The organism is Pseudophaeobacter sp. 1A16562 (assembly GCF_041008785.1).
Classification (GTDB): domain Bacteria; phylum Pseudomonadota; class Alphaproteobacteria; order Rhodobacterales; family Rhodobacteraceae; genus Phycobacter; species Phycobacter gallaeciensis_A.
This window is the reverse complement of record NZ_JAXGFT010000005.1, coordinates 194,661-217,675: the sequence shown is the minus strand read 5'-3', so window position 1 is coordinate 217,675 and position 23,015 is coordinate 194,661. Positions and strand designations below refer to the sequence as shown.

The window sequence follows — 23,015 nt, the reverse complement described above, 5'->3', positions numbered from 1 at the left end:
GCCCGGGTGCGGAAATCATAGGCAGAATAGTCTGATTCCCGTGTCATTGAATTGACTCCAATCAAGGTGAATGCGCCGATGGGTCATAATATCAGCACCAAACGCCTGTTTCTGATAGGCTTGCAGCACAGGTGCAACAAAAGGATCCGACGTGTCCGACAGCGCATCCATTGGCCATATCACTGCCATTGAGGGCAGCATCGCCGATGTCCGGTTCGCAGCAGAGCTGCCTGCAATCGGCACTCGTCTGGTCACCCTGTCCGATCCCGCGATCACCATCGAGGTCGCCAGCCTGCCGGGGCGGGAGACCGCGCGCGGGCTGATCCTGAACCCCAACACGGAGCTGCGCCTTGGCATGCCGGTGCGCAACACCGGTCTGCCGCTCTCGGTGCCGGTGGGGCCTGCCCTGCTTGGACGCATGGTCAACCTGTTCGGCGATCCCATTGACGGACGCCCGCTGCCCGGTGACATGCCGCGCCGATCGATCCATGGCACGCCGGTGCCGCTGTCCCGGCGCCGGGCCGAGGGTGAGTTGTTTGAGACGGGGATCAAGGCGATTGACCTGCTCAGCCCGCTGGAACGCGGCGGCAAGGCGGGGCTGTTCGGCGGTGCAGGCGTTGGCAAGACCGTTCTGATCACCGAGATGATCCACAATATGGTCGCCGAATACGAGGGCATCAGCCTGTTCTGTGGCATCGGGGAACGCTGCCGCGAAGCCGAGGAATTGCATCGCGACATGGAGGAGGCCGGGGTGCTGGACCGCACCGTCATGGTCTTTGGCCAGATGAACGAAACCCCCGGCGTGCGGTTCCGCGTCGGCCATGCGGCCCTGACCATTGCCGAGTATTTCCGCGACGATCTGAACCGCGATGTTCTGGTGCTGATCGACAATATTTACCGTTTCGTGCAGGCCGGCTCCGAGGTTTCGGGCCTTCTGGGGCGGATCCCGTCGCGGGTGGGTTATCAGCCGACGCTGGGCACCGAGCTGGCTGATCTGGAAGAGCGGATCTGCTCCACCAGCCGGGGCAGCATGACCTCGATTCAGGCGGTCTACGTGCCGGCCGATGATTTCACCGACCCGGCGGCGACGCATACGTTTTCGCACCTGTCAGCCTCGATCACCCTGTCGCGCAAGAAGGCCTCCGAAGGGCTGTATCCCGCCATCGACCCGCTGAAATCCTTTTCCCGGATGCTGACGCCGGGGGTTGTCAGCACCCGCCACTACATGATCGCCAGCGCGGTGCGCAACACGCTGGCCGAGTACGAGGATCTCAAGGATATCATCGCCATGCTGGGGCTGGAGGAGCTTTCGGAAACGGACCGCGCCACCGTGCGCCGCGCCCGGCAGATCGAACGGTTTCTGACACAGCCGTTTTACTCCACCGAAAAGATGACCGGCATACCGGGGCGTTTCGTGCCGCTGAGTGAGACGCTGTCTTCCTGTGAGCGCATCCTGAATGATGAGTTCCGCGACCATCCCGAAAGCGCCTTTTACATGATCGGAACGGTGGCGGATCTGGCGCAGAAAGAGGGGGCGGGACATGCGGCTTAAGATCCTGCTGCCCGACCGGCTGTGCCTTGATCTGGAGGTCGTGCGTATCGTGGCCGAAGGGCCGGATGGCGCATTCGGGATGTTGCCGCACCATATCGATTATGTCTCTCAGCTGGCCCCGGGCATCCTGACTTACGAGGAGACGGGCGGGCAGGTGCGCTATGCCGGGATCCATTCTGGAACACTGGTGAAGGTCGGGGATGAGGTGCTGGTCTCCACCTCCGGCGCGGTGCTGGGCGATGATCTGCAGACGGTGCAACAGCGGGCGCGGGCCGATTTCCGCGCCGCCGAGCAAAGCGAACGGGCGGCCCGCGCAGCATTGGCTCGGCTGGAGGCACAGATCGTGCGCCGGTTCCTGGAGTTGGAGCAGGCGCTATGAACGGCGAACGGCCCGACGCAGAGGAGGCGGAAGAGATCGTCCGCAAGGCCCGTCGGAAACAGGCGGCACAAAAACACCCGCAGCGCAGCGCGCTTTATGGGCTGGGGATGTTCGGTCTTGTCGGCTGGTCAGTTGCGGTGCCGGTGGTTCTGGGCGTCGCGCTGGGCGTCTGGATCGATGGACGCGTCCAGTCGCACCGGTCCTGGACGCTGATCCTGCTTTTGGCTGGTGCGGCGCTGGGTTGTCTCAACGCCTGGTACTGGGTGCAGCGCGAAGGGGGTGATGAATGACACAGGCGGAGACACCGTGATGCAGATCAGTCCCGATCAATGGGTATTGGCCGAATGGAACGGGTTGCAGCTGACCGCCACCGTGGCGTTCACTTGGTTGGTGATGGCGCTGCTGGCCGCCGGGTCCTGGCTGGTCACCTCGCGCCTGTCGACGGGCGAAAAGGTCTCCCGCTGGCAGGTCATGCTGGAGGTCATCGTTACCGCCATCCGCGACCAGATTTCCGAGATTAGCGGCGGTGACGGCGCGCGCTATCTGCCCTTTATCGGAACCCTGTTCCTGTTCATCGCCGCCGCCAACCTGCTGTCGGTGGTGCCCGGCTATGTGCCGCCTACCGGCTCCCTCTCCACCACTGCGGCGCTGGCCATCGCGGTGCTGGTGGCAGTGCCCGCCTTTTCCATCGCTCGGCAGGGGATCGGCGGTTACCTGAAGACCTATGTGCGGCCCAGCCCCATCATGCTGCCCTTCAATCTGGTGTCAGAGGCATCGCGGACCGTTGCTCTGGCCGTGCGCCTATACGGCAATGTCATGAGCGGCACGATCATCGTCGGCATCCTGATCAGCGTGGCGCCGTTCTTCTTCCCGGTGGTCATGCAGGTTCTGGGCCTGCTGACCGGCCTGATCCAGGCTTACATCTTTGCCGTTCTGGCGATGGTCTACATCGCCTCGGGCGCCCGCAGCAGCCGATCGCCGTCGTCTGATGCCGACGCCTCCCCTGCCAACCAAACCGGTCACAGCCAAACACGAAAGGAACCCTGATCATGGACGCTTCCGTCTGGATCGCCATCGCCTCGATTGTCACGGCGGGGCTGACCATCACCATCGGTGCCATCGCCCCCGCGCTGGCCGAAGGCCGGGCCGCGGCGCAGGCGCTGCAGTCCCTTGCACAGCAGCCGGACGCCGCCCCGACGATCACCCGCACCCTGTTCGTCAGTCTTGCGATGATCGAATCCACCGCGATCTACTGTTTCGTGGTGGCGATGATTCTGCTGTTTGCCAACCCATTCGTGGACATCGCCGCTCTGACTGCGGCGCTCCCGGGCGGAGGATGATCCGGTGCAGATCGACTGGCTGACCGTCGCGGCGCAACTGGTGAACTTCCTCGTTCTGATCTGGTTGCTGAAACGCTTTCTTTACGGGCCTGTGACCAAGGCAATGGCCGAGCGGGAACAACGGATCGCCGAGCGGCTTGGCGATGCGCGCCGCGTGCGTGAAGAGGCTGTCACCGAAGCCGAAGCGCTGCGGGCCGAGCGGCAGGCGCTGGACAGCCATAGGGAGGCCGAGATGGCAAATGCCCGCGCCGCAGCCGAGGCGTTGCGCCAAGAGCTGGAGGCCGATCTGCGCGAAGACATGGAGCAGAAACGTGCGGCCTGGCTGGACCATTTGCAGGAGGACCGCACTGAAATCGTGCTGGAGATGCAAAAGCGCACAGCCGCCCACGTGGGGCAGGCGCTGCGCCGTGTTCTGGCGGATTTCGCCGGAGCCGATCTGGCGGAGCAGATGGCGGCAGAGTTCGCCCGGCAATTGACCTCGCTCGACCTTGAGGAGCGCAGGCGGCTGGAACGGGCAGCGGAAGGCATGCCGGGGGCGGCGCTGGTGGAATGCAGCATGGAGCTGCCAAGCGCGGCGCGGCGTCACCTGACCCGCGCCATCCACGACGAAATCGCAGAGGGTATCAAGGTGGATTATGCCACCGCCGGGGATGTCACCTTTGGCATCCGTCTGACGCTGGGCCATCAGGTGCTGGACTGGTCGGCGGGGCGTTATCTGGACCGGCTGGGCCTGCTGATCGAAGAAAGCCTGGATGCCGTGGCAAGCGAGGCTGCCGATGCCGCATGACGGGCAGAACGGCGGGCGCAATGACAAGCGCACAGACGGGCAGGGCATGGCGGGCCGGATTGCCGCAGGGCTGGTCGACCGGATGGACCGGATCCTTGCCGAAACCGCCCCGGTGGCCGAAATCACCGATGTTGCCCGGGTTCTGTCTGTTGGCAATGGCATTGCGCGGATCGCCGGGTTTCCCGACCTCAGGGCGGATGAGCTGGTGGTTTTTGCCGGTGGGCAGACTGGTATCGCATCCAGCCTGGCTACCGACCGCATCGGGGTAATTGTACTGGGTGACAGCGTTGGCATCCGCCCCGGTGACAAGGTGCACCGCACACGCCGCGTCGTTGACACACCGGTTGGTGCCGCGCTGCTGGGGCGGGTTGTCGATGCGATGGGGCAGCCCATTGATGGTGCTGGACCGCTGCAGTGCCGCGACCGCGCCCCCATCGAACGTGCGGCCCCGCCCATCATGCACCGCGCCCCGGTCAGCGTACCTCTGCAGACCGGGATCAAGGCGATCGATGCCGCCGTGCCCATCGGGCGTGGTCAGCGCGAGTTGATCGTCGGTGATCGGCAATCCGGCAAGACGGCCATCGCCGTCGATACCATCCTGAACCAGCGCGACACCGGGGTGATCTCGATCTATTGCGCCATCGGGCAGCGGGCTTCGGCGGTGGCGCGGGTGATCGATAGCCTGCGCAAGGGCGGCGCACTGGAGCGCACCATAGTCGTGGTGGCCGGTGGAGAAGACGCGCCGGGGTTGCAGTTCATCGCGCCCTATGCAGCCACTGCCATGGCGGAGCATTTCATGGACGAAGGGCGCGATGTGCTGATCGTCTATGACGATCTGACCCGCCATGCCCGCGCCTATCGTGAGCTGTCGCTGCTATTGCGTCGCCCGCCCGGCCGCGAGGCCTATCCCGGTGACATTTTCTATATTCATTCGCGGCTGCTGGAACGCGCCACTCCGCTGCGCGAAGAACACGGTGGCGGTTCGCTGACTGCTCTGCCGGTGATCGAAACTCAGGCGCAGAATATTTCCGCCTTTATTCCCACCAACCTGATTTCCATCACGGACGGGCAGATCTACCTGTCGCCCTCGCTGTTCGAAAAGGGCAGGCTACCGGCCATCGACATCGGCACCTCGGTCAGCCGCGTTGGCGGCAAGGCGCAATTGCCTGCCTTTCGCGCCGTGGCGGGAGATTTAAGGCTCTATTACGCGCAATTCGAAGAGCTGGAGACCTTTGCCCGCTTTGGCACCCAGATCGATGCCGAGACACGGCAGCGGCTGGACCGGGGGCTGCGGGTACGGGAAATCCTCAAGCAGCGTGAACATCAACTGCTTGAGGTGGCGGACCAGATCGCGGCGCTGCTGGCCGCGACCGAAGGGTTGTTCGATGCCATTCCTGCTGACAGGGTCAGCGATGCGGGACTGCATGCGGCTCGGGCCGCCCGCCGGACCTGTCCCGAGATCTGCGATGCCATCGAGGGCGGCGCGCCGCTGGACCCGGCGCAGCGGGCGGCCCTGATCACGGCGATGCAGGCGGCGCTGACCGGGTTCTATCCCGACGATCCGCATGCGCCGCGGCGCGAAGGAGTGGGTGATGCAGACGCTTGAGGCGCTTTCGGCGCGGATGCACACCACCGCCGAGATCCATTCCATCGTACGCACCATGAAAAGCCTCTCTTCGGTCAGTATCCGCCAGTACGAGCGCGCCGCTGCGGCCATGCTGCAGTATGAACGCACGGTGGATCTGGGGTTGCAGGCTGTGCTGCGTGATCAGTCTCTGCAGCCGCAAGTGGGGTCACCCGCAGAGGTGGCGCCAGGATCGGCGCTGATCGTCATCGGCTCTGACCGGGGGCTGTGCGGGCGGTTCAACGACCGGATTGGCGGTCGCGCGGTCGCGCGGCTCTTGGAGGAGAACGATTGCCGCCTCTGCGTGCTGGGCCAGCGGGTGGCAGCGCATATGGAGGCAGAAGGGCATATGCCCGATGCGCTGTTTGCGCTGCCCGGATCGGCCGCCGGTCTGACGGCCACGGTGCATGCGGTTGCGGTGGAAATCGACCGTTGGACCGAAGCGGGCGTCGGGACAGTTTCGCTTTTGTTCAACCGCCGCGCCGGGGCTTCATTGGCGGTGCCGACCGAGTGGCCGCTGCTGCCGGTGCCGCGCGGGGATCTCGATGGGCTGGCCCGCAAACCCTGGCCATCGCGCAGCCTGCCGACCTACCGCATGGCGCCGACCAAGCTGTTCTCCTGGCTGATCGGGCAGCGGATCTTTGTGCAGATCTATCGCGCGCTTGCCGAATCCCTGGCCAGCGAACACGCCGCGCGTCTGGCTGCCATGCGCCGGGCGGAGGGCAATATCAGCGACCACCGCGAAGAGCTGATGGATGCCTATCGCCAGAAACGGCAGGAGGAAATCACCCGCGAGCTGCTGGATATCATTTCAGGCTTCGAGGCGGTGGATCAGGGTGATCCAGCCTGACAGTCCTCTGTCGGCGCGGCGGACTGGATACAGGCGCCGTTACGGGCGTTGCAGCTGGCTTTTCGGCATCATCATATGCACGCCTTTTTCGCGGTTCACCGTCTGGGTGATGCGCAGATCCGCAGCGAGACTGCAGAGCATATAGGCGTCTTCCCGGCTGATCCCCAATCGCGCCTCGGTCACGGCAATCATGTCCCGCAGGGCCATTTCGGCGCAGACATCCAGATCGGGATGCATGCCCATGGTGATGTGATGCGATGGCGTTTCTGCTTGTGGGTAGTCCAGCGACAGGTCCCTGCGCAGGGTCAGGCGGAAATGCCCGCGCAACGCTGTTTCGATGGCGGTGACGCAGACCTCGCCATCGCCCTGCGCGGCATGACCATCGCCACAGGAAAACAGCGCGCCCGGTGCCAGAACCGGCAGGTACAGGGTGGTGCCCGCGATCAGTTCCTTGTTGTCGATATTGCCGCCATGGCGACGCGGCTCGATGGTGGAGATCCGCCCCCATTCCGGCGGCGGCGCCACCCCCATGACCCCAAAGAACGGCGCCAGCGGCAGATCGGTGCCCCAGGGCAGGTGGGCGAGTTGCCGCTCGGCGTCCAGCGGCAGGATGGTGCGCTGGCGTTTGGGAAATTCCAGCGGCAGGGTCCCGGCCAGCGGCCGGATCATGTTGTAGCCCCAGTCCTGCCGTAGCGAGATATCGAGGATATCGACTTGCAGTACATCGCCCGGCTGGGCGCCACGCACCTCGACCGGGCCGGTCAGGATATGGCCCGGCATGCCCGGCAGACCGGCGGCGTGAATTTCCAGCAATTCCGGCGGCACGTGAAAACCATCTCCGGGCAACATGTCGGGGCCACCCGAGACGGTGTCGATGATGACCTCTTCGCCGCTGTCGATGGACAGGGCAGGCGGATGGGCCGCGTCGAAAAAGCCCCAGTGGCAGCTCTGCACCGATGCGGGAAGGGTGGATGTCATGATGCGTCTCCTGCCGGTTCCGTTGTGATCTGTACGCCGCTGTTACTTGCCGGTGTCTATGTCGAACAGTTCGGTCTCCCAGCTGTCGTCGCCGGGGTCCATTTCGCTCCGCAGCGCGTCAAAGCGGGTGGTCAGATGTTCGCGCATGGCGGTGCGGGCCACATCGCTGTCGCCTGTGGCAATCGCTTCGATGATGGTCACGTGCTCGCAATGCGACACCTCCAGCGACGGGCCGCTTCGGGCGCGGGCGCGGATGCGGATCCATTCCGGGTTCTCGCGGATCCGGTCAAGCAGGGCAAAGGAGGTCAGCAAGGGCCGGTTGCGGGCGCATTGGGCGATCAGCCGGTGAAAGGCGCCATCCCAAAGTTCGATCGCCTCCGGACCGTTGGATTCAAACTGCCGCTGGGCCAGACGGCGCAGGCGCATCAGCTCATCCGGCTGCATCCGTTTGGCACACAGCGCGGCAAGCTCCGGCTCGATACACAGGCGCGCTTCCATCACTTGTAGCGCGTTGGTCTCCCCGGCGATCTTGGCCGCGAGGTCTCCGGTCGGATCGGCGGGCTGTCCGGCAAAGGTGCCCTTGCCCTGTTTGCGCCAGACCAGCCCCTGTTCTTCCAGACTGTCGAGGGCCAGACGCACCGCCCTGCGGCTGACGTCGAACTGTTCCGACAGAACCCGTTCGGTGGGCAGTTTTCCGTCCGCGGCGAGGCTCCCCGATTTGATCAGGGCCAGAACCTTTTGTTTGATCGGCTCGATAGACGAGCTGCGGGAGTGTGATGACATGACAGACTTTTTCTCAGACAGGGTCTGCATATTGAAGCAAAAAATGGCGCAAAGGGTAAAAACAACAGCGCCCGGGGCATACCGGGCGCTGTTTGATCAATAATCGACGGCCTGCGATTTGCTGGGGCGTCCTTCTGCGATGCGGCGGGCCTCTGCCGCGGCGATATCGGCGTCGATGCCTTCGCGGGTGGGCAGGCCAGAGAACCGCTCGGCCGTGGGCATGCCCTTGGAGAAATGCACATAGCGTTCCTGCGCGACCTCCCAGAGGCGGGCCAGCTCACCCAGGGGGTCCGCGTGGTCATCGGCCCGGATGTCGAGCCAGGCATGCTCCTGTCCGCGATGGATCACCAGTCCGGCGGCCTGACGGCCCCGTTTGTCGCCACCTGCGGCCTCCCCGGCTTGCATGGCCACGATCAGACGCTCGGCAAAGGGCAGATCCGCGTTGTCCTTGTAGGCCGCCGAGGTTGCCTCGATCACCTCGGAGCCGGTCAGCATATTGCCCGCCACCGAATGATCCTCGGCCAAGAGGTGCCCGGCCCAGTCGACGCAATCGGCGCCGGTATGGGCCACAAAGCGACCTTCGGCATCCATCATATGGGCCTGGCGGATCGCCTGCCCCTGATCGCGAAGGGCGAAATCGGCGAGCACCGCCTGGGCGCTTTCACCGGCGGCCATGCGCCTGCGCCCCTCGGTGCCCCAAACCGGATTGCAGAAGGCCTGCGACGCCACGGCGACAGTCGGCCCGACAAAGGGCACCACCGCGCCGCAGGCGAAGAACCGGGAGGCGACGATCACAGCGATCGCGCCATCCTCGGGGTTCTTGGCAATCAGCGACCAGGTCATCGGCCGACCGCATAGGCCTGCATCAGGCGCGGGGTCGCCGCCGCGCGCAGTATGCCGTCCGGTTCGCGCAGGGCAGCGGTCAGCCGACCGACGGTCCAGGGATCCGCCACCACGACGTTGTGACCCCGGGCGCGCAGATCGGCGATCACCGCCTCGCCAAAGTTCGGCTCGACCATCATTTCGGCGGTGCGCACTTCGCGTGGGAAGAAGGATCCCTGGAAGTGCATGGAATGGAACAGCGGCGCATCCATGCATTGCTGCAGTTCCATGCCGAAATGCACGAAACGCAGGAACCAGATGAGCTGCCACTGGTCCTGCTGGTCACCGCCGGGGGTGCCAAAGACCATCTGCACACCGTCTTTTTCCGCATAGCTGGGGGTCAGGGTGGTGCGGGGGCGGCGGCCCGGCGCCAGCGAGGTCGGCAGACCGTCCTCCAGCCAGAACATCTGGGCGCGGGAGTTGAGCGGGAAGCCGAGGCCCGGAATGACCGGGGAGCTTTGCAGCCAGCCGCCTGAAGGGGTTGCGGCGACCATGTTGCCCCAGCGGTCGATCACGTCGAGATGCACGGTATCGCCGCGCTTTTCGGTGAGGTGCGACATGGTCGGCTCCTGCGCCGCCACCTGGCCGACGTTGAAGTCCCGCGCCGCGCGCTCGATATAGGCGTCGGCGAGATGTTCGAAGCCCGGCACCCGCCCCGGGCGCTGCTCGGTCGAGGCCTTGTCGGTGATCAGCTTGCGGCGCTCGGCGTTGTATTCCTCGCTGAGGAGGTACTCCATCGGGATCTCGGACTGGGCAGGGTCGCCGTAATAGGCCTCGCGGTCGGCATAGGCGAGCTTCATCGCTTCGGTCACGGTGTGCACGAACTCGGCGCCGAAGGGATCCATCGCGCCAAGGTCAAAGCCTTTGAGGATGGCAAGGCCCTGCAGCAGCACTGGTCCCTGGCTCCAGGCGTGGGTCTTGTGCACGGTCCAGCCTTCGTATTCGTAAGACAGGGTGTCCTCATAGGTGGCACGCCAGTCCTTCAGGTCCTCGGGCGCCAGCACCGCGCTGTGTTTCTCGTCCGAGACATCCATCACATGGGCGTCTTTCAGATAGTCAAAGATCGCCTCGGCCACGAACCCTTCGCGCCATTCGGCGCGGGCGGCGTCGATCTGGGCGGCTCGGTCCTCACCTGCGGCTTCGCCTGCTTCGGCCAGACGTTCATAGGTGCGCGCCAGATCTGGATTCTTGAACAGGGCGTTGGGTTTCGGCGCTTCGCCACCCGGGGCCCAGACAGCAGCCGAGGTCGGCCATTCGGTTTCAAAGAATTCCTGCAGACCGGCAATGGTATTGGCCACACGCGGCAGCACCGGATGGCCATTGCGAGCATAGCCGATCACCGGTTCCAGCACCTCGCGCAGCGACATGGTGCCGTGGTCGCGCAGCATCATCATCCAGCCGTCAAAGGCGCCGGGAACAACGGTTGCGAGCAGACCCGAGCCGGGGATCAGGGTCAGCCCCTGTTCGGTGTAGGCTTCGATGGTCGCCGCCTTGGGCGCCACGCCCTGTGCACAGACCACCTTGGTTTCGCCGGTTTCCGCCTTGTGGAAGATCGCGGGCATATCGCCGGCCGGACCGTTCAGATGTGGTTCGACCACCTGCAGGACCAGCGCGGTTGCGACGGCGGCGTCAAATGCGTTGCCGCCCTTTTCCAGAATGCTCATGCCGACGGTCGAGGCAATCCAATGGGTCGAGGTTGCGACCCCGAAGGTGCCCCGGATTTCGGGCCGTGTTGTAAAATCGGACATCTATGTCTCCGTTTGGTCTAGTGCTCGCGGGGGTCCAGCGCATCGCGCAGACCATCGCCAAGAAGGTTGAAGCCCAGCACCACGAGAAAAATCGAGATGCCCGGCCACATGGCCATCCAGGGGGCTTGATTGAGGAAATTCTTCGCCGTGTTCAGCATCGACCCCCAGCTTGGCGCGGGCGCCTGCTGGCCAAGGCCGAGGAAGGACAGCGAGGCCTCGGCGATGATCGCCGTGGCAATGGTCAGCGTTGCCTGCACCAGGATCGGCGGCAGCACGTTGGGCAGGATATAGCGGCGCAGGATCTTGGGCGTCGGCAGGCCGATGGCCAGGGCGCTGTCCACGTAGTCTTCGGAGCGCACGGTCAGCACCTGCCCGCGGGTCAGGCGGATGAAGATCGGCGTGGCCGAGATCCCGATGGCGATCATCGCATTGGTCAACGACGGACCAAGAAAGGCCGCCAGCGCAATCGCCAGGATCAGGAAGGGAGCCGCCAGCAGGGCTTCGGTGCAGCGCGAGATCACCGCATCGGTCCAGCCGCCGAAATAGCCGGCCAGAATGCCGAGTGGCACGCCAAGGGCGAGCGCAATCCCGACCGAGACCACACCGGCCAGAAGCGAGGCCTGCGCCCCCCAGATCAGGCGGGACAGCACATCGCGGCCAATCTCATCCGTGCCCATCCAATGGGCGGCCGAGGGCGCCTTGCGCACGGCGCCCCAGTCGGTGGCGGCGGGATCAGGGATCGGCAGCACGGGGGCCAGGAGGGCGATCGCCACGAAGAAGGCCACCAGAATGCCGCCGAACAAGGCGCTGCGGTGAGAGCGGAATTTCTTCCAGACGCGGTTCTTGCCGTCGCTGATTGCATCCTGCTCGGGGGTGAAGGGGGCTGTTGCTTCGGTCATCTTATTGCCCTCTCAGCCGTGGATTGAGGATAAAATACAGCGCATCGGCCAGAAGGTTCATAAAGATAAAGCCAACCGCGGTCACCAGAACGATACCCTGCACCACCGCATAGTCGCGGTTGAACACCGCATCGACGACCATCTTGCCAAAGCCGGGAATGGTGAAGATCTGCTCGGTCAGGACGGCGCCAGCCACCAGTTCGCCGAACAGCAGCGCGGTCAGGGTGACAATCGGGGTCAGCGCGTTGCGGAAGGCGTGTTTCAGGACCACGCGGCGTTCGGTCAGCCCCTTGGCGCGGGCGGTGCGGACGTAATCGGCGCTGAGCACGCCCAGCATGGCCGAGCGGGTGTGCCGCATCATCGTGGCGGCAAGGGCGGTGCCCAGCACGAAGGCAGGCATCAACATGGTGCGGATCGACTGGGCGAAATCCTCGGAGAGGGGCACATAGCCGGATGCGGGCAGCAGCTGCCATTTCACCGACACCAGCAGGATCAGCATGATGCCAAGCCAGAAGTTGGGGATCGACAGACCCGAAAGGGCAACCACATTGGCCAGGTAATCGGTCAGCGTACCCTTGCGGTAGGCCGACAGGATGCCCGCAGGTACGCCGATAGTCAGGGCAAAGATCATCGACATCGCCGCCAGTTGCAGCGTCACCGGCAGTTTCTGCATCATCAGCTCGGTGACCGGCTGGTTGGTGCGCAGCGAAATCCCGAGGTCTCCCTGCAGGGCATTGGTGATCCATGTGAAATACTGCACGATGATGGGATCGTTCAGGCGGTATTTCTCGCGCAGCAGCTCCAGCACCTCGGGGTCGCGCTCTTCTCCGGCCAGCACCAGAAGCGGATCCCCCGGCAGCAGCTTTTGCAGGGCGAAGACAAAGATCGAGATCAGTATGATCGTGGGCACCGCGATCAGGATGCGGCGCATGAGGAACAGGAACATCGGGCAGACCTGACGGATTGGCTGCGACCCCGCAGGGCCAGAAGATCTGCGCCGCCCGCGCGCGGGGCGGGGCGGCGCAGGGTGGGTATCACTCGTTCCAGGTGACGCCTTCGAGGCGGATCATCCCGTCCGGATAAGCGGTGAAGCCTTCCAGATTGGTGTTATGCGCCCAGATCCAGGTCTGGTGGTAGAGGTAGACAATCGGCGATTCCTCGACCAGCACGTCGCGTGCGGCATCATAGGACGCCTTGCGGGCCTCGGTGCTGGAAGCAACGCGCGCCGCGTTCAGCGCCTCATCCACCGCAGGGTTGGAGTATTTGCTGTCGTTGAGGCCACCGTTCGTGGTCATGAACTGGTGGATGTTGCCATCGGGATCGACCCGGCCGGACCAGCCGATCTGGCTGGCGGTGTAGTCCCCGGCGGATTGATCGGCCAGCAGGGTGGCGAACTCTTTCGAGACGATCTTCACGTCGATGCCTGCTTCGGCGGCCATGGCCTGAACCACCTGCATCAGCTGCAGCGGAACGGTGGTGTTGGGGACCTGAACTTCCAGCTCCAGACCATCAGGATACCCGGCTTCGGCCAGCAGTTCCTTGGCCTTGGCCACATCGCGGCCCGGAACCGGGTAATCGGCGTCATACCAGGGCGAGGTCGGCGGATAGGGCTGGTTGCCAGCGGCAAAGGCGCCTTCAAAGACCACCTGGTTGATCGCGTTGCGGTCGATGGCATAGCTGAACGCCTGACGCAGACGCGCGTCGTTGCCCCAGGGGTTGTCGCCCTTTTCACCGTTGTTCAGGTTGAAGGTGATGCCCTGATAGCCCAGCGAAACCGCGTCGGCGACAGCGATATTCGCATCTGCATTGGCCTGTGCCAGGTCGGTGGCGGCCAGACGCTCCAGCATGTCGATATCACCCGACTGCAGGTTGGCCAGACGCACGGTGGTGTCCGGGATCGGCAGGAAGGTCACGCTGTCAAAGGCGATCTTGTCGGCGTTCCAGTAGTCCGGGAACCGCTTCAGGACGATCTTGTCCTGGGCGACACGCTCTTCAAAGCTGAACGGACCGGAGCAGACCGGGTTGAGGCCGAAATCCACGCCCGCTGCCGCGGCGGCGGTGGGCGACATCATCATGCCGGCACGGTCGGCCAGCTGCGCCAGAAGCGTCGCGTCGGGGCCTTTGAGGTTCAGCTTGATCTCATACTCGCCGGTCACTTCGGTCGAGGTGATGGAGGACAGCTCGGACTTGCGGCGCGATTCATCGAGGGTTTTGGAGCGTTCGATATTCGCGGCCACGGCCTCGGCGTTGAAGGGGGTGCCATCGTGGAATACCACGCCTTCGCGCAGCTGCATGGTGACGGTCATGCCATCCTCGGACACCTGCCATGCGGTGGCCAGCTGCGGGATGATTTCCAGATCCGGGGTGATGTCGACCAGCTTGTCGCAGAGCGAGGCATAGACGATGCGGCCCACGAAGGTGCGCGACTGATCCGGGTCGAGCACGTCGGCGTCCGATTGCAGGCCGATTCGCAGATCCTTGGCGCTGGCGCCGGTGGTCATCATCCCCAATGCGGTGGCGCCGAGAAGGGCAGCCATCAGGGTGGGTTTCAAGTGTTTCATCGTCTTGGTCCTCTCTGTCGGGTCTTGCTTTTGGTTACGGTTGGTTCTGGGGGTGTTCTGATGGGATTATTCCGGCGTCAGCGGGGTGACCTTGGCGCCTTCGATGGCGGCGCGGTACAGGGCAAACCGTTCTTCGGCAGCGGCGGAATGGGGGGCCTGCTGCGGCGCACCGGCCGGAGCGTCGATCTCCTGCCAGTGGTGGCAGGCCACCTGATGTGATGCGCCCTCAACAGTCGAAAGATCCGGCACCGTGGTTTTGCAATCCGGCCGCGCAAAGGGGCAGCGGGTGTGAAACCGGCAGCCGGGCGGCGGTGCAGCGGGGCTGGGCATTTCGCCAGTCAGGGTCGTGATGCGGTCCTCGCCCTCGGCGCGGGGCGCCGGGATCGAGGCCAGCAAAGCCTGGGTGTAGGGATGGCGCGGGGCACTGAAGACCTCTTCGGCGGTGCCCATTTCCACGATACGGCCCAGATACATGACGGCGACACGGTCGCTCATGTGGCGGATCACGCCCAGATCATGGGCAATGACGACCAGCGTTACCCCTAGTTCGCGGCTGAGATCACCCAGCAGGTTGATCACCTGCGCCTGTACCGAGACATCCAGCGCCGAGACCGGCTCATCCCCGATGACCAGTTTAGGCCCGGTGATCAGGGCGCGGGCAATACCGATCCGCTGTCGCTGCCCGCCGGAGAATTCATGCGGATAGCGGCCCGCGTGTTCTGCGGGCAGGCCGACCTTCTGCATGATGTCGGCCACCTTGGCGCGGCGTTCGGCGGCGCTCAGCTCGGGGGCGTGGACCTCCAACGGTTCGGCAATCAGCTTGCCCACGGTCATGCGCGGGTTGAGCGAGGAAAACGGATCCTGAAAGATGAACTGCATATCGCGGCGCAGCCGGGTCAGATCCGGTCCGGCGGCATGGCTGATATCTTTGCCGTCAAAGACGACCTCCCCCGACGTGGGCTCCAGCAGCCGCATCAGCAACCGCGCGAGGGTGGATTTGCCGCAACCGGATTCGCCGACGATGGCAAAGGTCTCGCCGCGCTTCACCTCAAGCGAGATCCCGTCAACCGCCTGTACCACCGGGGATTTCTTCAGAAAGCCGCCGCCGCCGAAATGTTTGGTCAGCGCGTCGGTGCGGAGAATCATGTCCTTGCTGCTCATGCCTGCACCGCCACATGGGTTTCCAGAGGAGCGAAATGGCAGGCGACGCTGTGATCGTCTGCAAGCGTTCTGAGATCGGGCCGCGTGCTGCAGGCGGCAGCGGCAAAGGCGCAGCGCGAGCGGAACCGGCAGCCTTCGGGCATGTTGCGGATCGCCGGAACCGAACCGGGTACCGTGGCCAGACGTTCGCCGGGGCGATCAAGGCGCGGCATCGCGCTCATCAGGCCGATGGTATAGGGATGCTGGGGATTGGCGAAAATTTCCTTGGTGGAGCCCTGTTCGACCACTTCCCCGCCGTACATGACGGCAACGCTATCGGCCACTTCGCCAACGACCCCCAGATCATGGGTGATCATGATGGTGCCCATGCCGGTGTCGCGGCGCAGATCGCAGATCAGATCAAGGATCTGCGCCTGGATTGTCACATCCAGCGCGGTGGTGGGTTCATCGGCGATCAGCAGCTGCGGGTCATTGGCCAGCGCCATGGCGATCATCACCCGCTGGCGCATACCACCGGACAATTGGTACGGATATTCGCCAAGCCGTTGACGCGGCGCGGGAATGCCGACCTTCTCTAGCATCTGATGGGCGCGTTCCATTGCCTCGACCCGGGTGCCACCCTGATGCTGCAGCACGGTTTCTGCGATCTGGTCGCCAACCGTGAAGGACGGGTTGAGCGAGGTCATCGGTTCCTGAAAGATCATCGCGATCTGATTGCCCCGTTGATCGGCGGGCAGGTTTTCCTTACGCAGATCGTAGGATTTCCCAAGGAAATCGAGATTTCCGGACAGAACTTCTGAGGATCCTTTGGGCAATAGCCCCATGATCGACATTGCGGTTACGCTTTTGCCGCAACCCGATTCGCCGACGATACACAGGATTTCACCGGGGGAGACTTTCAGGCTCATACCGTTGACGGTGGCCTTCTCCTGGCCACGAAACCGCAGTGTAAAGTCTTCGAGGCGCAGAATATCCGCCGGTCCTGCATCTGTCTGAATCTGCCCTGTTGGCATATGCGGCCTCCCCGGCCTTTGGATTGGTCTGGATCATTTGTACCAATTCACTATTGGTTCAAATTGGGCAGCTGTCAACGCCCTCGATATCATCCAGGCGGACCACCGGGAAAATCTGACGAAAATTTAGGCAGGCGGGAAGGAGGGGGGTGCCGAAGGTTCACGCGCAGCGGGCGCGCTCAGCCTTGGCGGGTGGCGGAAAGGGTTGTTTTTCAGCGGGCAACGCACGGACGCCTCGTTGAAAAAAGGGAGAGCTGAAAACGCCGGACGCAACGGCAGGCCCGCGGCGTGATCGCGCTCACGCCGCGCCCGGTGCTGGGAATACGCCTTTGGGATCTGTCGCTAGTGATTGAGAACTGTGATTTCCACGTCGCCACAGCCCAGGTCGCTGATGTGCTGGCGAATCTCGGCCTCGTAATTGGGGTTCATGATAATGATGGTCCGCACCCCCTGATCGCGCGCCGCTTCGGGCGGGAGGATCGGAGTGGCGGTTATCGGCATGAAACAGCCTTGCTTTGCAGTGTTGAGATCAATGGCGAAGTCAATCGGCGCGTCCTCTGCGCTGTTGAAAAGCAGGGAAAAGGTCACGCCCTTGGAAGCCGCACCCCAAAGCGCGATGGGCCCCACCTTGCGCCGGGTCTCAAGATAGCCTTGCCACTGAGACCTGATTTGATTGGTCTCGGATACATACCGTTTGGCTGCGGCATCGTCGATTGTCGGCAGGATGGGGTCGGATGCCTCCTGTGACGGCATCATCCGGGCCGAGATCCACATGTACTGATCGTCATAGACGGGCGCGACCTCACAGGCCAGGCCATGGCGGGCCAGAAGCGTTGCAACGGATCTTGGCGTGTAGATTGAGCAATGCTCGTAGAAGAAGTCCTGAAAGGCCAGGTTGCGTAGAATCCAATCGGCGTCCGGCGTTTCCAGGAAAAGGCTCCGCTCCGGCGTCATTGACGCTGCCAGCGCCTCGGCAAAGGCCTGAACATCGTTGATATGCTCGATCGTGTGGCGTGAGCAGATGACATTGGCCTCTGCGGGAATTTTATCGATCTGATCGGGGGTGAACATGACCCGGTGGACCACGGCGCCGTCAGGCAGGTTGTCATCGCCGGTGAACGAAGGGTCAAATCCGGTCAGCGAGGCAACACGGCCTTTTCCACGCGCGTGAAGCAGGGCCATGAAATCGCCCTCGCCACAGCCGATTTCAACATAGTGAATGGGCTGATCTTCGGGCACCGAGGCGAGAATTCGGTCGGCCATGGCATCAAGGTGGGCCAGGTAATAGGGTGATGCGGTGACGTCGTTGTTGTATCCTGCATCATAGGAAATATGGGACGGGTCAAACTCATCGTTCCAGACGAAACCACAGGCGGCGCAGCGCAGGATATGCAGCGCCCCGGTCGGAAATGTTCGCGCGGCATTCGGAGTTTCCAGGGCGACATTCTGAAGCGAGGGGACCTGCGGGCGGCGCTCAAGCGTCAGATTCCCAAGTGCATTCTCGCAAACCGGGCAGGAGGAAATTGAAGCCTTCGTCATTCAGATTGACCCTTCTAGTCACTTTTTGTGCCCGAGTCCTGCCACAAGAGGATTAAGGAAAGCTTTGAGGTCCGCATGGCTTGTGCTTTGGGCGAAGGTTGGAGGGGGGGCGGTTGTGAAGGGAGAATCACGCCGAACTTCTGCGTCTGGATTGGGCAGTTGCGGGCAAGCGTGCGCAGGCGTGGTTATCGTTCGGGGATGGTTTGCGTCCGGGAAAACCGGAGCATTCGCACCGATGTATCTATCGGTGTGTGATCAGTGATTTGAGTGTCTTGAAGAAAGTGGTGAGCCGTGCAGGATTCGAACCTGCGACCCACTGATTAAAAGTCAGTGGATAGGCTCCTGGCACAACTCGCCACGTCTCGTCGGATGTCGACATAAAGCACTGAAAGAATAGATTAATTGTTGACGGAGTTAGTCACGAGCTGTCACTGTTCTGACAAGACTCGACGCGAATCTATCCGAAAATAATCCGAAAAGTTTGCCATGCCCAAGACACTCCACTCGAAGTTCACGACCGCAATGATCAGCAGGGCTCTGTCCAACCGGACGGAGGCTGTCACCTATCGCGACACAGAGGTTTCGGGCCTTGTGCTCCGAGTAGGGCCTCGCAGCGCATCCTACTACCTGGAGTACAAACCCACCGGCTTTCGCGAGGATGGTCGCCAGTTCCCCACCAAGAAGATCAAGATTGGCACAACAGCCTCTCACAGCCCGGCTGAAGCCAGAAACGCCGCTGCTCGCTTGAAGGTCGAAGTCTCCGGTGGAGGCGATCCAGCTGCTGACAAGAAGGCAGAAAAGCGCGCCCGCGCCATTGAGGATGCGAGGGCCACCACCATGCAGGACGCTGTTGAGGCCTACATCGCGTCTTCGGTGTCTGGTAGTCGACGCCATATCACAACCGAAAGCGGCGCGTTGCGGAACGGCCTGAAGGAAATGCAGGCTGAAGGGATGTCGCCTGTGGAGGTGACAGTTCAAGATGTCCTCAGGATGCTGGACAAGAACAAAGGGCGGGCCTGTGCCGTACACCGTCTTGGGGCAATGAGCCGCTTCTTTGACGAGCTGGTCCTGCGAGAGGTCGTCCCGTCCAACCCCTGCAAGAAGATCCCGAAGCGCCTTAGGCCGTCACCCCCTGCATCGCGAACCCGCGTTTACACCGCAGAAGAGGTGAGATCGCTCTGGAATACGACCGGCCTTTCCGAGTTGCAGCTGCGCTTCCTGCGCACGTTGATCGTACTGCCGCTTCGCTTCAATGAGCTTTGCGAGCTGCGCACCGATGAGGTGCACCTGCCCAAGTCCAAACTCGTGCTGCCGGGCAAGAAGACCAAGAACGGTGATGCGTTTGCCATGCCCTTGCCGAAGATTGCCGCCGACCTTCTGGATGTCTCTGTGGATACCGAAGACCCGCGTGTCTTCCCGATGTCCGCCGTGGGCAAAGAGTACACCTCATGGACCTCATTCAAGAAGAAGGTCCGAAAAGGGTCCGGGGTTGAGGACTTCAGATTTCACGACCTGCGCCGGACTTTCATGACGGTTCTTGCAGATCAGGGTATCGGTGACCCTTCTGTCGCGGACGCCCTGCTCAATCATCGACAGTCGGCAACAAAGGCAGGTGTCATCGCCGCATACAATCAGGCTGCCCTGTGGCCCCAGAAGGTGCGATTGATGGACGCTTGGGCTGCCTTGCTGTCAAATGCCCTTGACCACGGCGAATGGACCTCTGAGGCCAGTGTGGTGCCTCTACGGGCTTCTGAGCTGCACTGAGCGGCTGCCAGACGGGGAAGACAGGGGGTAAAGCCCCAAACGGCTGCTTGAGAGGCTGGCAACAGTTGCCATGGAAAGCGCTGGGCTAGTAGTAACCCCCCGAAACAGGAAGGCGCTCCTAGCGCGTTTCTGTGGACAAGAGCATTCTCGCTGGTGCTACGAGCAGCTTTGAGCGCTGCCAGCCTGGCAGCCGGATGACGGCGGTCAGACCGAAGCGGGCACGTTTGCTATGTGTGGAAAAACTTCCCATTCTGGCGCCAAGGGCGGAGAACCGCCATTCGCTGTGTGTTGCAGGAATGAGCGGGATGCGGCGAAGCGGACATTGAGCACGGGCGCATTGGTTCACGTCGCCCGACGCGTCCATCCCTGACAGGCTGCCAACAAACTCGTGCCACCGCCAATTCGACGCGAAATCGCGAAGCTTTTCGGGCCCTCTCGTCAAGCTGGTGAGCATCCGGTGCATTGAACTGGTGAGCGAGCCAAGAGGCGAACTCCTACAACCTTATCTCAGCCTCCTAAGCCATTTTCGTAGAAGAGCGAAGAGGCTCGTTACATTCCCCCACCCAGTCGGACATAACGAAGAAAGGTTTCAGCGCCCGACCATTGCCTGGCCTGCTGTCAACGCTCGTACTTGTCATTGTGCATGGCTACAAAGTAGCGTCAGGTATTGAACTCTTGGTTGAGCAATTCGGTAGGGCGACATGGATAAGCGGATTTTTAGCGAGCGCGATATCTGCACGAAATACATTACTCCCGCTCTGGTCGCCGCAGGGTGGAACATCACCACACAGATCCGGGAAGAAGTCAGCTTCACCAAGGGGCGGATTATCGTGCGCGGCAAGATGGTCAGTCGCGGCGAGGGAAAGCGCGCTGACTACATCCTCTCTGCCAAGCCCAACATCCCCATCGCGATCATCGAAGCGAAGGACAACAAGCAGCCTGTCGGCGGCGGTATGCAGCAGGCCCTGGGCTATTCCGAAACACTGGATATCCCATTCGTGTTTTCTTCGAATGGTGACGGCTTCGTTTTCCATGACCGGACGGGGACGTCATACGAAGTCGAGCGGACCTTGGGAATGGACGAGTTTCCGAGCCCTGAGGAGCTTTGGCACCGCTACAAGGTTTGGAAGGGCCTGACCGACGTGGAAGAAAAGATCGCCCTACAGGACTACCACGACGATGGGTCCGGAAAGGAGCCGCGGTACTACCAGGTCAACGCGATCAACAAGACGATGGAGGCGATTGCCAAGGGCAAGGATCGCGTGTTGCTCGTCATGGCGACCGGGACAGGCAAGACCTATACCGCGTTTCAAATCATCTGGCGCTTTCGCAACGCATTCCCGGGAAAACGGGTGCTCTTCCTGGCCGACCGGAACGTGCTGATCGACCAGACCATGATCAACGATTTCCGGCCCTTCAGCGGCAAAATGGCAAAGCTGTCCACACAGTCGAAGACGATCGAGCGCCCGGACGGGACCAAGGAAAGCGTGCCCCTCGCCTTGGACAAGAAACGACGGATCGACTCGTCCTACGAGATTTACCTTGGACTGTACCAGGCGATCACCGGGCCAAACGAGAGCCAGAAGATCTACCGAGAATTCTCCAAGGACTTTTTCGACCTGATCATCATCGACGAATGTCACCGGGGCAGCGCATCGGCGGATTCGGCATGGCGAGAGATCCTGGATCACTTCTCGTCCGCGGTGCAGATTGGCCTGACCGCGACGCCGAAGGAGACGGAATACGCTTCAAACATCGATTACTTCGGCGCACCGGTTTACAGCTACACATTGAAGCAAGGCATCCGTGACGGCTTCCTCGCGCCCTACAAGGTCATCAAGGTCCATATCGACCGCGACGTGCAGGGGTATCGCCCTGAGAAGGGGCAGTTGGATCGTGACGGCGAAGAGGTCGAGGATCGCATCTACAACGCCAAGGACTTCGACCGCACCGTTGTGTTGGACGACCGGACCAAACTCGTCGCGAAGAAGGTGACCGAGTTCCTGCGCGAAAGCGGGGACCCCATGGCGAAGACCATCGTCTTCTGCGTGGATCAGGAGCACGCCGCTCGTATGCGGCAGGCCTTGATCAACGAGAATGCCGACCTCGTCGCGAAAAACGCGCGTTATGTCATGCGCATCACCGGAAACGACAAGGAGGGGATCGACCAGCTCGGGAACTTCATCGACCCCGAGGCTTCCTACCCCGTGATCGTCACGACATCCAAGCTGCTGTCCACGGGTGTCGATGCCCAGACCTGCCGCCTGATCGTGCTCGATCGCGAGGTCGGGTCGATGACCGAGTTCAAGCAGATCGTCGGGCGCGGCACGCGCGTCCACGAGGACACCCGAAAGCTCTTCTTCACACTGATGGATTTCCGTGGGGCGTCGAGCCATTTCGCCGATCCCGATTTCGACGGTGAACCGGTCCAGATTTACCAGCCCGGGCCGGACGATCCCGTGACCCCACCGGACGAGACGCCAACCAACAACGATGACGCCTCGATTCCGGAAGATATCGGTGAGAACGAAACTGTCCTGATCGATCCGCGCAACGAAAACCTCACGGGCGACACCAGCACCGGCCCGCGACCCAAGGTCTACATCGACGGCGTGGGGGCTGACATCGTGGCCGAGCGCGTCGAGTATCTCGACGAGAACGGCAAGCTCGTAACCGAGTCCCTGCGCGACTACACACGCAAGGCCATGCGCCAGCGCTTCACCAGCCTCGACGATTTCCTGCGCCGCTGGAAGCAGACAGAGCGCAAGAACACCCTGATCGAGGAACTCGCCGAAGAAGGGCTACCCCTCGACGTGATCGCTGACGAACTGGGGCTCGACCTCGACCCCTTCGACCTGATCTGCCACATCGCCTTCGACGCCAAGCCGCTGACCCGCAAGGAGCGGGCCGAGAACGTCAAGAAACGCGATGTCTTCACGAAATATGGCCCACAGGCCCGCGCGGTCCTCGAAGCCCTGCTCGAAAAATACTCCGACGACGGCGTCATCAGCATCGACGATCCCAAGATCCTGAAAATAAATCCCTTCTCTGGCATGGGCACCGAGGTTGAACTGATCCGGGCTTTTGGTAAGAAACCGGACTACATCCGCGCCGTGCATGAAATGCAGGCTGCGCTCTACGAAGAAAGTGCCTGA

The 23,015-nt window shown here is 62.5% G+C and carries 20 protein-coding genes and 1 tRNA gene; 10 read left to right on the top strand and 11 right to left on the bottom strand.

Going from position 1 to position 23,015, the window contains the following annotated elements; all coding sequences use genetic code 11:
• Window positions 1–151: 151 nt before the first annotated feature.
• Genes atpD through SM764_RS09295 form a run of 8 tightly spaced genes read left to right on the top strand, consistent with a single transcriptional unit; the run spans window position 152 to window position 6,532 of the window.
• On the top strand, window positions 152–1,552 hold the full coding sequence (atpD, locus tag SM764_RS09330) for a F0F1 ATP synthase subunit beta (RefSeq protein WP_369001610.1): 1,401 nt from the start codon (window positions 152–154) through the stop codon (window positions 1,550–1,552).
• A complete protein-coding gene (locus SM764_RS09325; protein ID WP_369001609.1) occupies window positions 1,542–1,931 on the top strand; it encodes a F0F1 ATP synthase subunit epsilon in 390 nt (129 codons plus the stop codon). Before atpD ends, SM764_RS09325 begins: the two co-directional genes overlap by 11 nt.
• Window positions 1,928–2,221, top strand: a complete 294-nt coding sequence (locus SM764_RS09320; protein WP_347510547.1) for an AtpZ/AtpI family protein — start codon at window positions 1,928–1,930, stop codon at window positions 2,219–2,221. The genes SM764_RS09325 and SM764_RS09320 overlap by 4 nt, the downstream gene beginning before the upstream one ends.
• Window positions 2,214–2,978 carry a F0F1 ATP synthase subunit A gene (locus SM764_RS09315; protein ID WP_369001608.1) on the top strand — a complete coding sequence of 255 codons (765 nt, stop codon included), beginning with the start codon at window positions 2,214–2,216 and terminating at the stop codon, window positions 2,976–2,978. Before SM764_RS09320 ends, SM764_RS09315 begins: the two co-directional genes overlap by 8 nt.
• Before the next feature lie 2 nt (window positions 2,979–2,980).
• Window positions 2,981–3,271, top strand: a complete 291-nt coding sequence (locus SM764_RS09310; RefSeq protein WP_065271941.1) for a F0F1 ATP synthase subunit C — start codon at window positions 2,981–2,983, stop codon at window positions 3,269–3,271.
• Between the two features lie 4 nt (window positions 3,272–3,275).
• A complete protein-coding gene (locus SM764_RS09305) occupies window positions 3,276–4,058 on the top strand; it encodes a F0F1 ATP synthase subunit B family protein (RefSeq protein WP_369001607.1) in 783 nt (260 codons plus the stop codon).
• The gene (locus SM764_RS09300) at window positions 4,024–5,664 is read left to right on the top strand and encodes a F0F1 ATP synthase subunit alpha (RefSeq protein WP_369001606.1); all 1,641 of its coding nucleotides are present in this window, start codon (window positions 4,024–4,026) and stop codon (window positions 5,662–5,664) included. Before SM764_RS09305 ends, SM764_RS09300 begins: the two co-directional genes overlap by 35 nt.
• On the top strand, window positions 5,651–6,532 hold the full coding sequence (locus SM764_RS09295; RefSeq protein WP_369001605.1) for a F0F1 ATP synthase subunit gamma: 882 nt from the start codon (window positions 5,651–5,653) through the stop codon (window positions 6,530–6,532). The genes SM764_RS09300 and SM764_RS09295 overlap by 14 nt, the downstream gene beginning before the upstream one ends.
• 39 nt (window positions 6,533–6,571) lie before the next feature.
• Here the strand turns inward: SM764_RS09295 and SM764_RS09290 are convergent, their stop codons facing one another.
• The 11 genes from SM764_RS09290 to SM764_RS09240 form a co-directional block, all read right to left on the bottom strand.
• The gene (locus SM764_RS09290) at window positions 6,572–7,510 is read right to left on the bottom strand and encodes an acetamidase/formamidase family protein (protein WP_274835203.1); all 939 of its coding nucleotides are present in this window, start codon (window positions 7,508–7,510) and stop codon (window positions 6,572–6,574) included.
• Between the two features lie 42 nt (window positions 7,511–7,552).
• Window positions 7,553–8,293 (bottom strand): FadR/GntR family transcriptional regulator, encoded by a 741-nt coding sequence (locus tag SM764_RS09285; protein WP_065273639.1) that lies wholly within the window; start codon window positions 8,291–8,293, stop codon window positions 7,553–7,555.
• Between the two features lie 96 nt (window positions 8,294–8,389).
• Window positions 8,390–9,136 carry a DUF1028 domain-containing protein gene (locus SM764_RS09280; protein ID WP_368947646.1) on the bottom strand — a complete coding sequence of 249 codons (747 nt, stop codon included), beginning with the start codon at window positions 9,134–9,136 and terminating at the stop codon, window positions 8,390–8,392.
• Window positions 9,133–10,923 carry a gamma-glutamyltransferase family protein gene (locus tag SM764_RS09275; RefSeq protein ID WP_369001604.1) on the bottom strand — a complete coding sequence of 597 codons (1,791 nt, stop codon included), beginning with the start codon at window positions 10,921–10,923 and terminating at the stop codon, window positions 9,133–9,135. Before SM764_RS09275 ends, SM764_RS09280 begins: the two co-directional genes overlap by 4 nt.
• Window positions 10,924–10,940: 17 nt before the next feature.
• Window positions 10,941–11,822, bottom strand: coding sequence for an ABC transporter permease (locus SM764_RS09270; protein WP_065271934.1), 882 nt, complete (start codon window positions 11,820–11,822; stop codon window positions 10,941–10,943).
• Window position 11,823: 1 nt separating this feature from the next.
• A complete protein-coding gene (locus SM764_RS09265) occupies window positions 11,824–12,768 on the bottom strand; it encodes an ABC transporter permease (RefSeq protein ID WP_065271933.1) in 945 nt (314 codons plus the stop codon).
• An 88-nt stretch (window positions 12,769–12,856) separates the two neighbouring features.
• Entirely contained in the window at window positions 12,857–14,383 is a 1,527-nt protein-coding gene (locus SM764_RS09260; protein WP_274833136.1) for an ABC transporter substrate-binding protein, read from the bottom strand.
• A gap of 66 nt (window positions 14,384–14,449) precedes the next feature.
• Window positions 14,450–15,544, bottom strand: coding sequence for an ABC transporter ATP-binding protein (locus tag SM764_RS09255; RefSeq protein ID WP_274835207.1), 1,095 nt, complete (start codon window positions 15,542–15,544; stop codon window positions 14,450–14,452).
• Entirely contained in the window at window positions 15,541–16,557 is a 1,017-nt protein-coding gene (locus SM764_RS09250) for an ABC transporter ATP-binding protein (protein ID WP_369001603.1), read from the bottom strand. Before SM764_RS09250 ends, SM764_RS09255 begins: the two co-directional genes overlap by 4 nt.
• 342 nt (window positions 16,558–16,899) lie before the next feature.
• On the bottom strand, window positions 16,900–18,096 hold the full coding sequence (locus SM764_RS09245) for a class I SAM-dependent methyltransferase (RefSeq protein ID WP_369001602.1): 1,197 nt from the start codon (window positions 18,094–18,096) through the stop codon (window positions 16,900–16,902).
• Window positions 18,097–18,378: 282 nt separating this feature from the next.
• Window positions 18,379–18,460, bottom strand: a tRNA-Ser gene (locus tag SM764_RS09240).
• Between the two features lie 122 nt (window positions 18,461–18,582).
• Here SM764_RS09240 and SM764_RS09235 point away from each other — a divergent pair.
• Window positions 18,583–19,860 carry a tyrosine-type recombinase/integrase gene (locus SM764_RS09235; protein ID WP_369001600.1) on the top strand — a complete coding sequence of 426 codons (1,278 nt, stop codon included), beginning with the start codon at window positions 18,583–18,585 and terminating at the stop codon, window positions 19,858–19,860.
• Window positions 19,861–20,561: 701 nt separating this feature from the next.
• A complete protein-coding gene (gene hsdR, locus SM764_RS09230) occupies window positions 20,562–23,015 on the top strand; it encodes an EcoAI/FtnUII family type I restriction enzme subunit R (RefSeq protein ID WP_369001598.1) in 2,454 nt (817 codons plus the stop codon).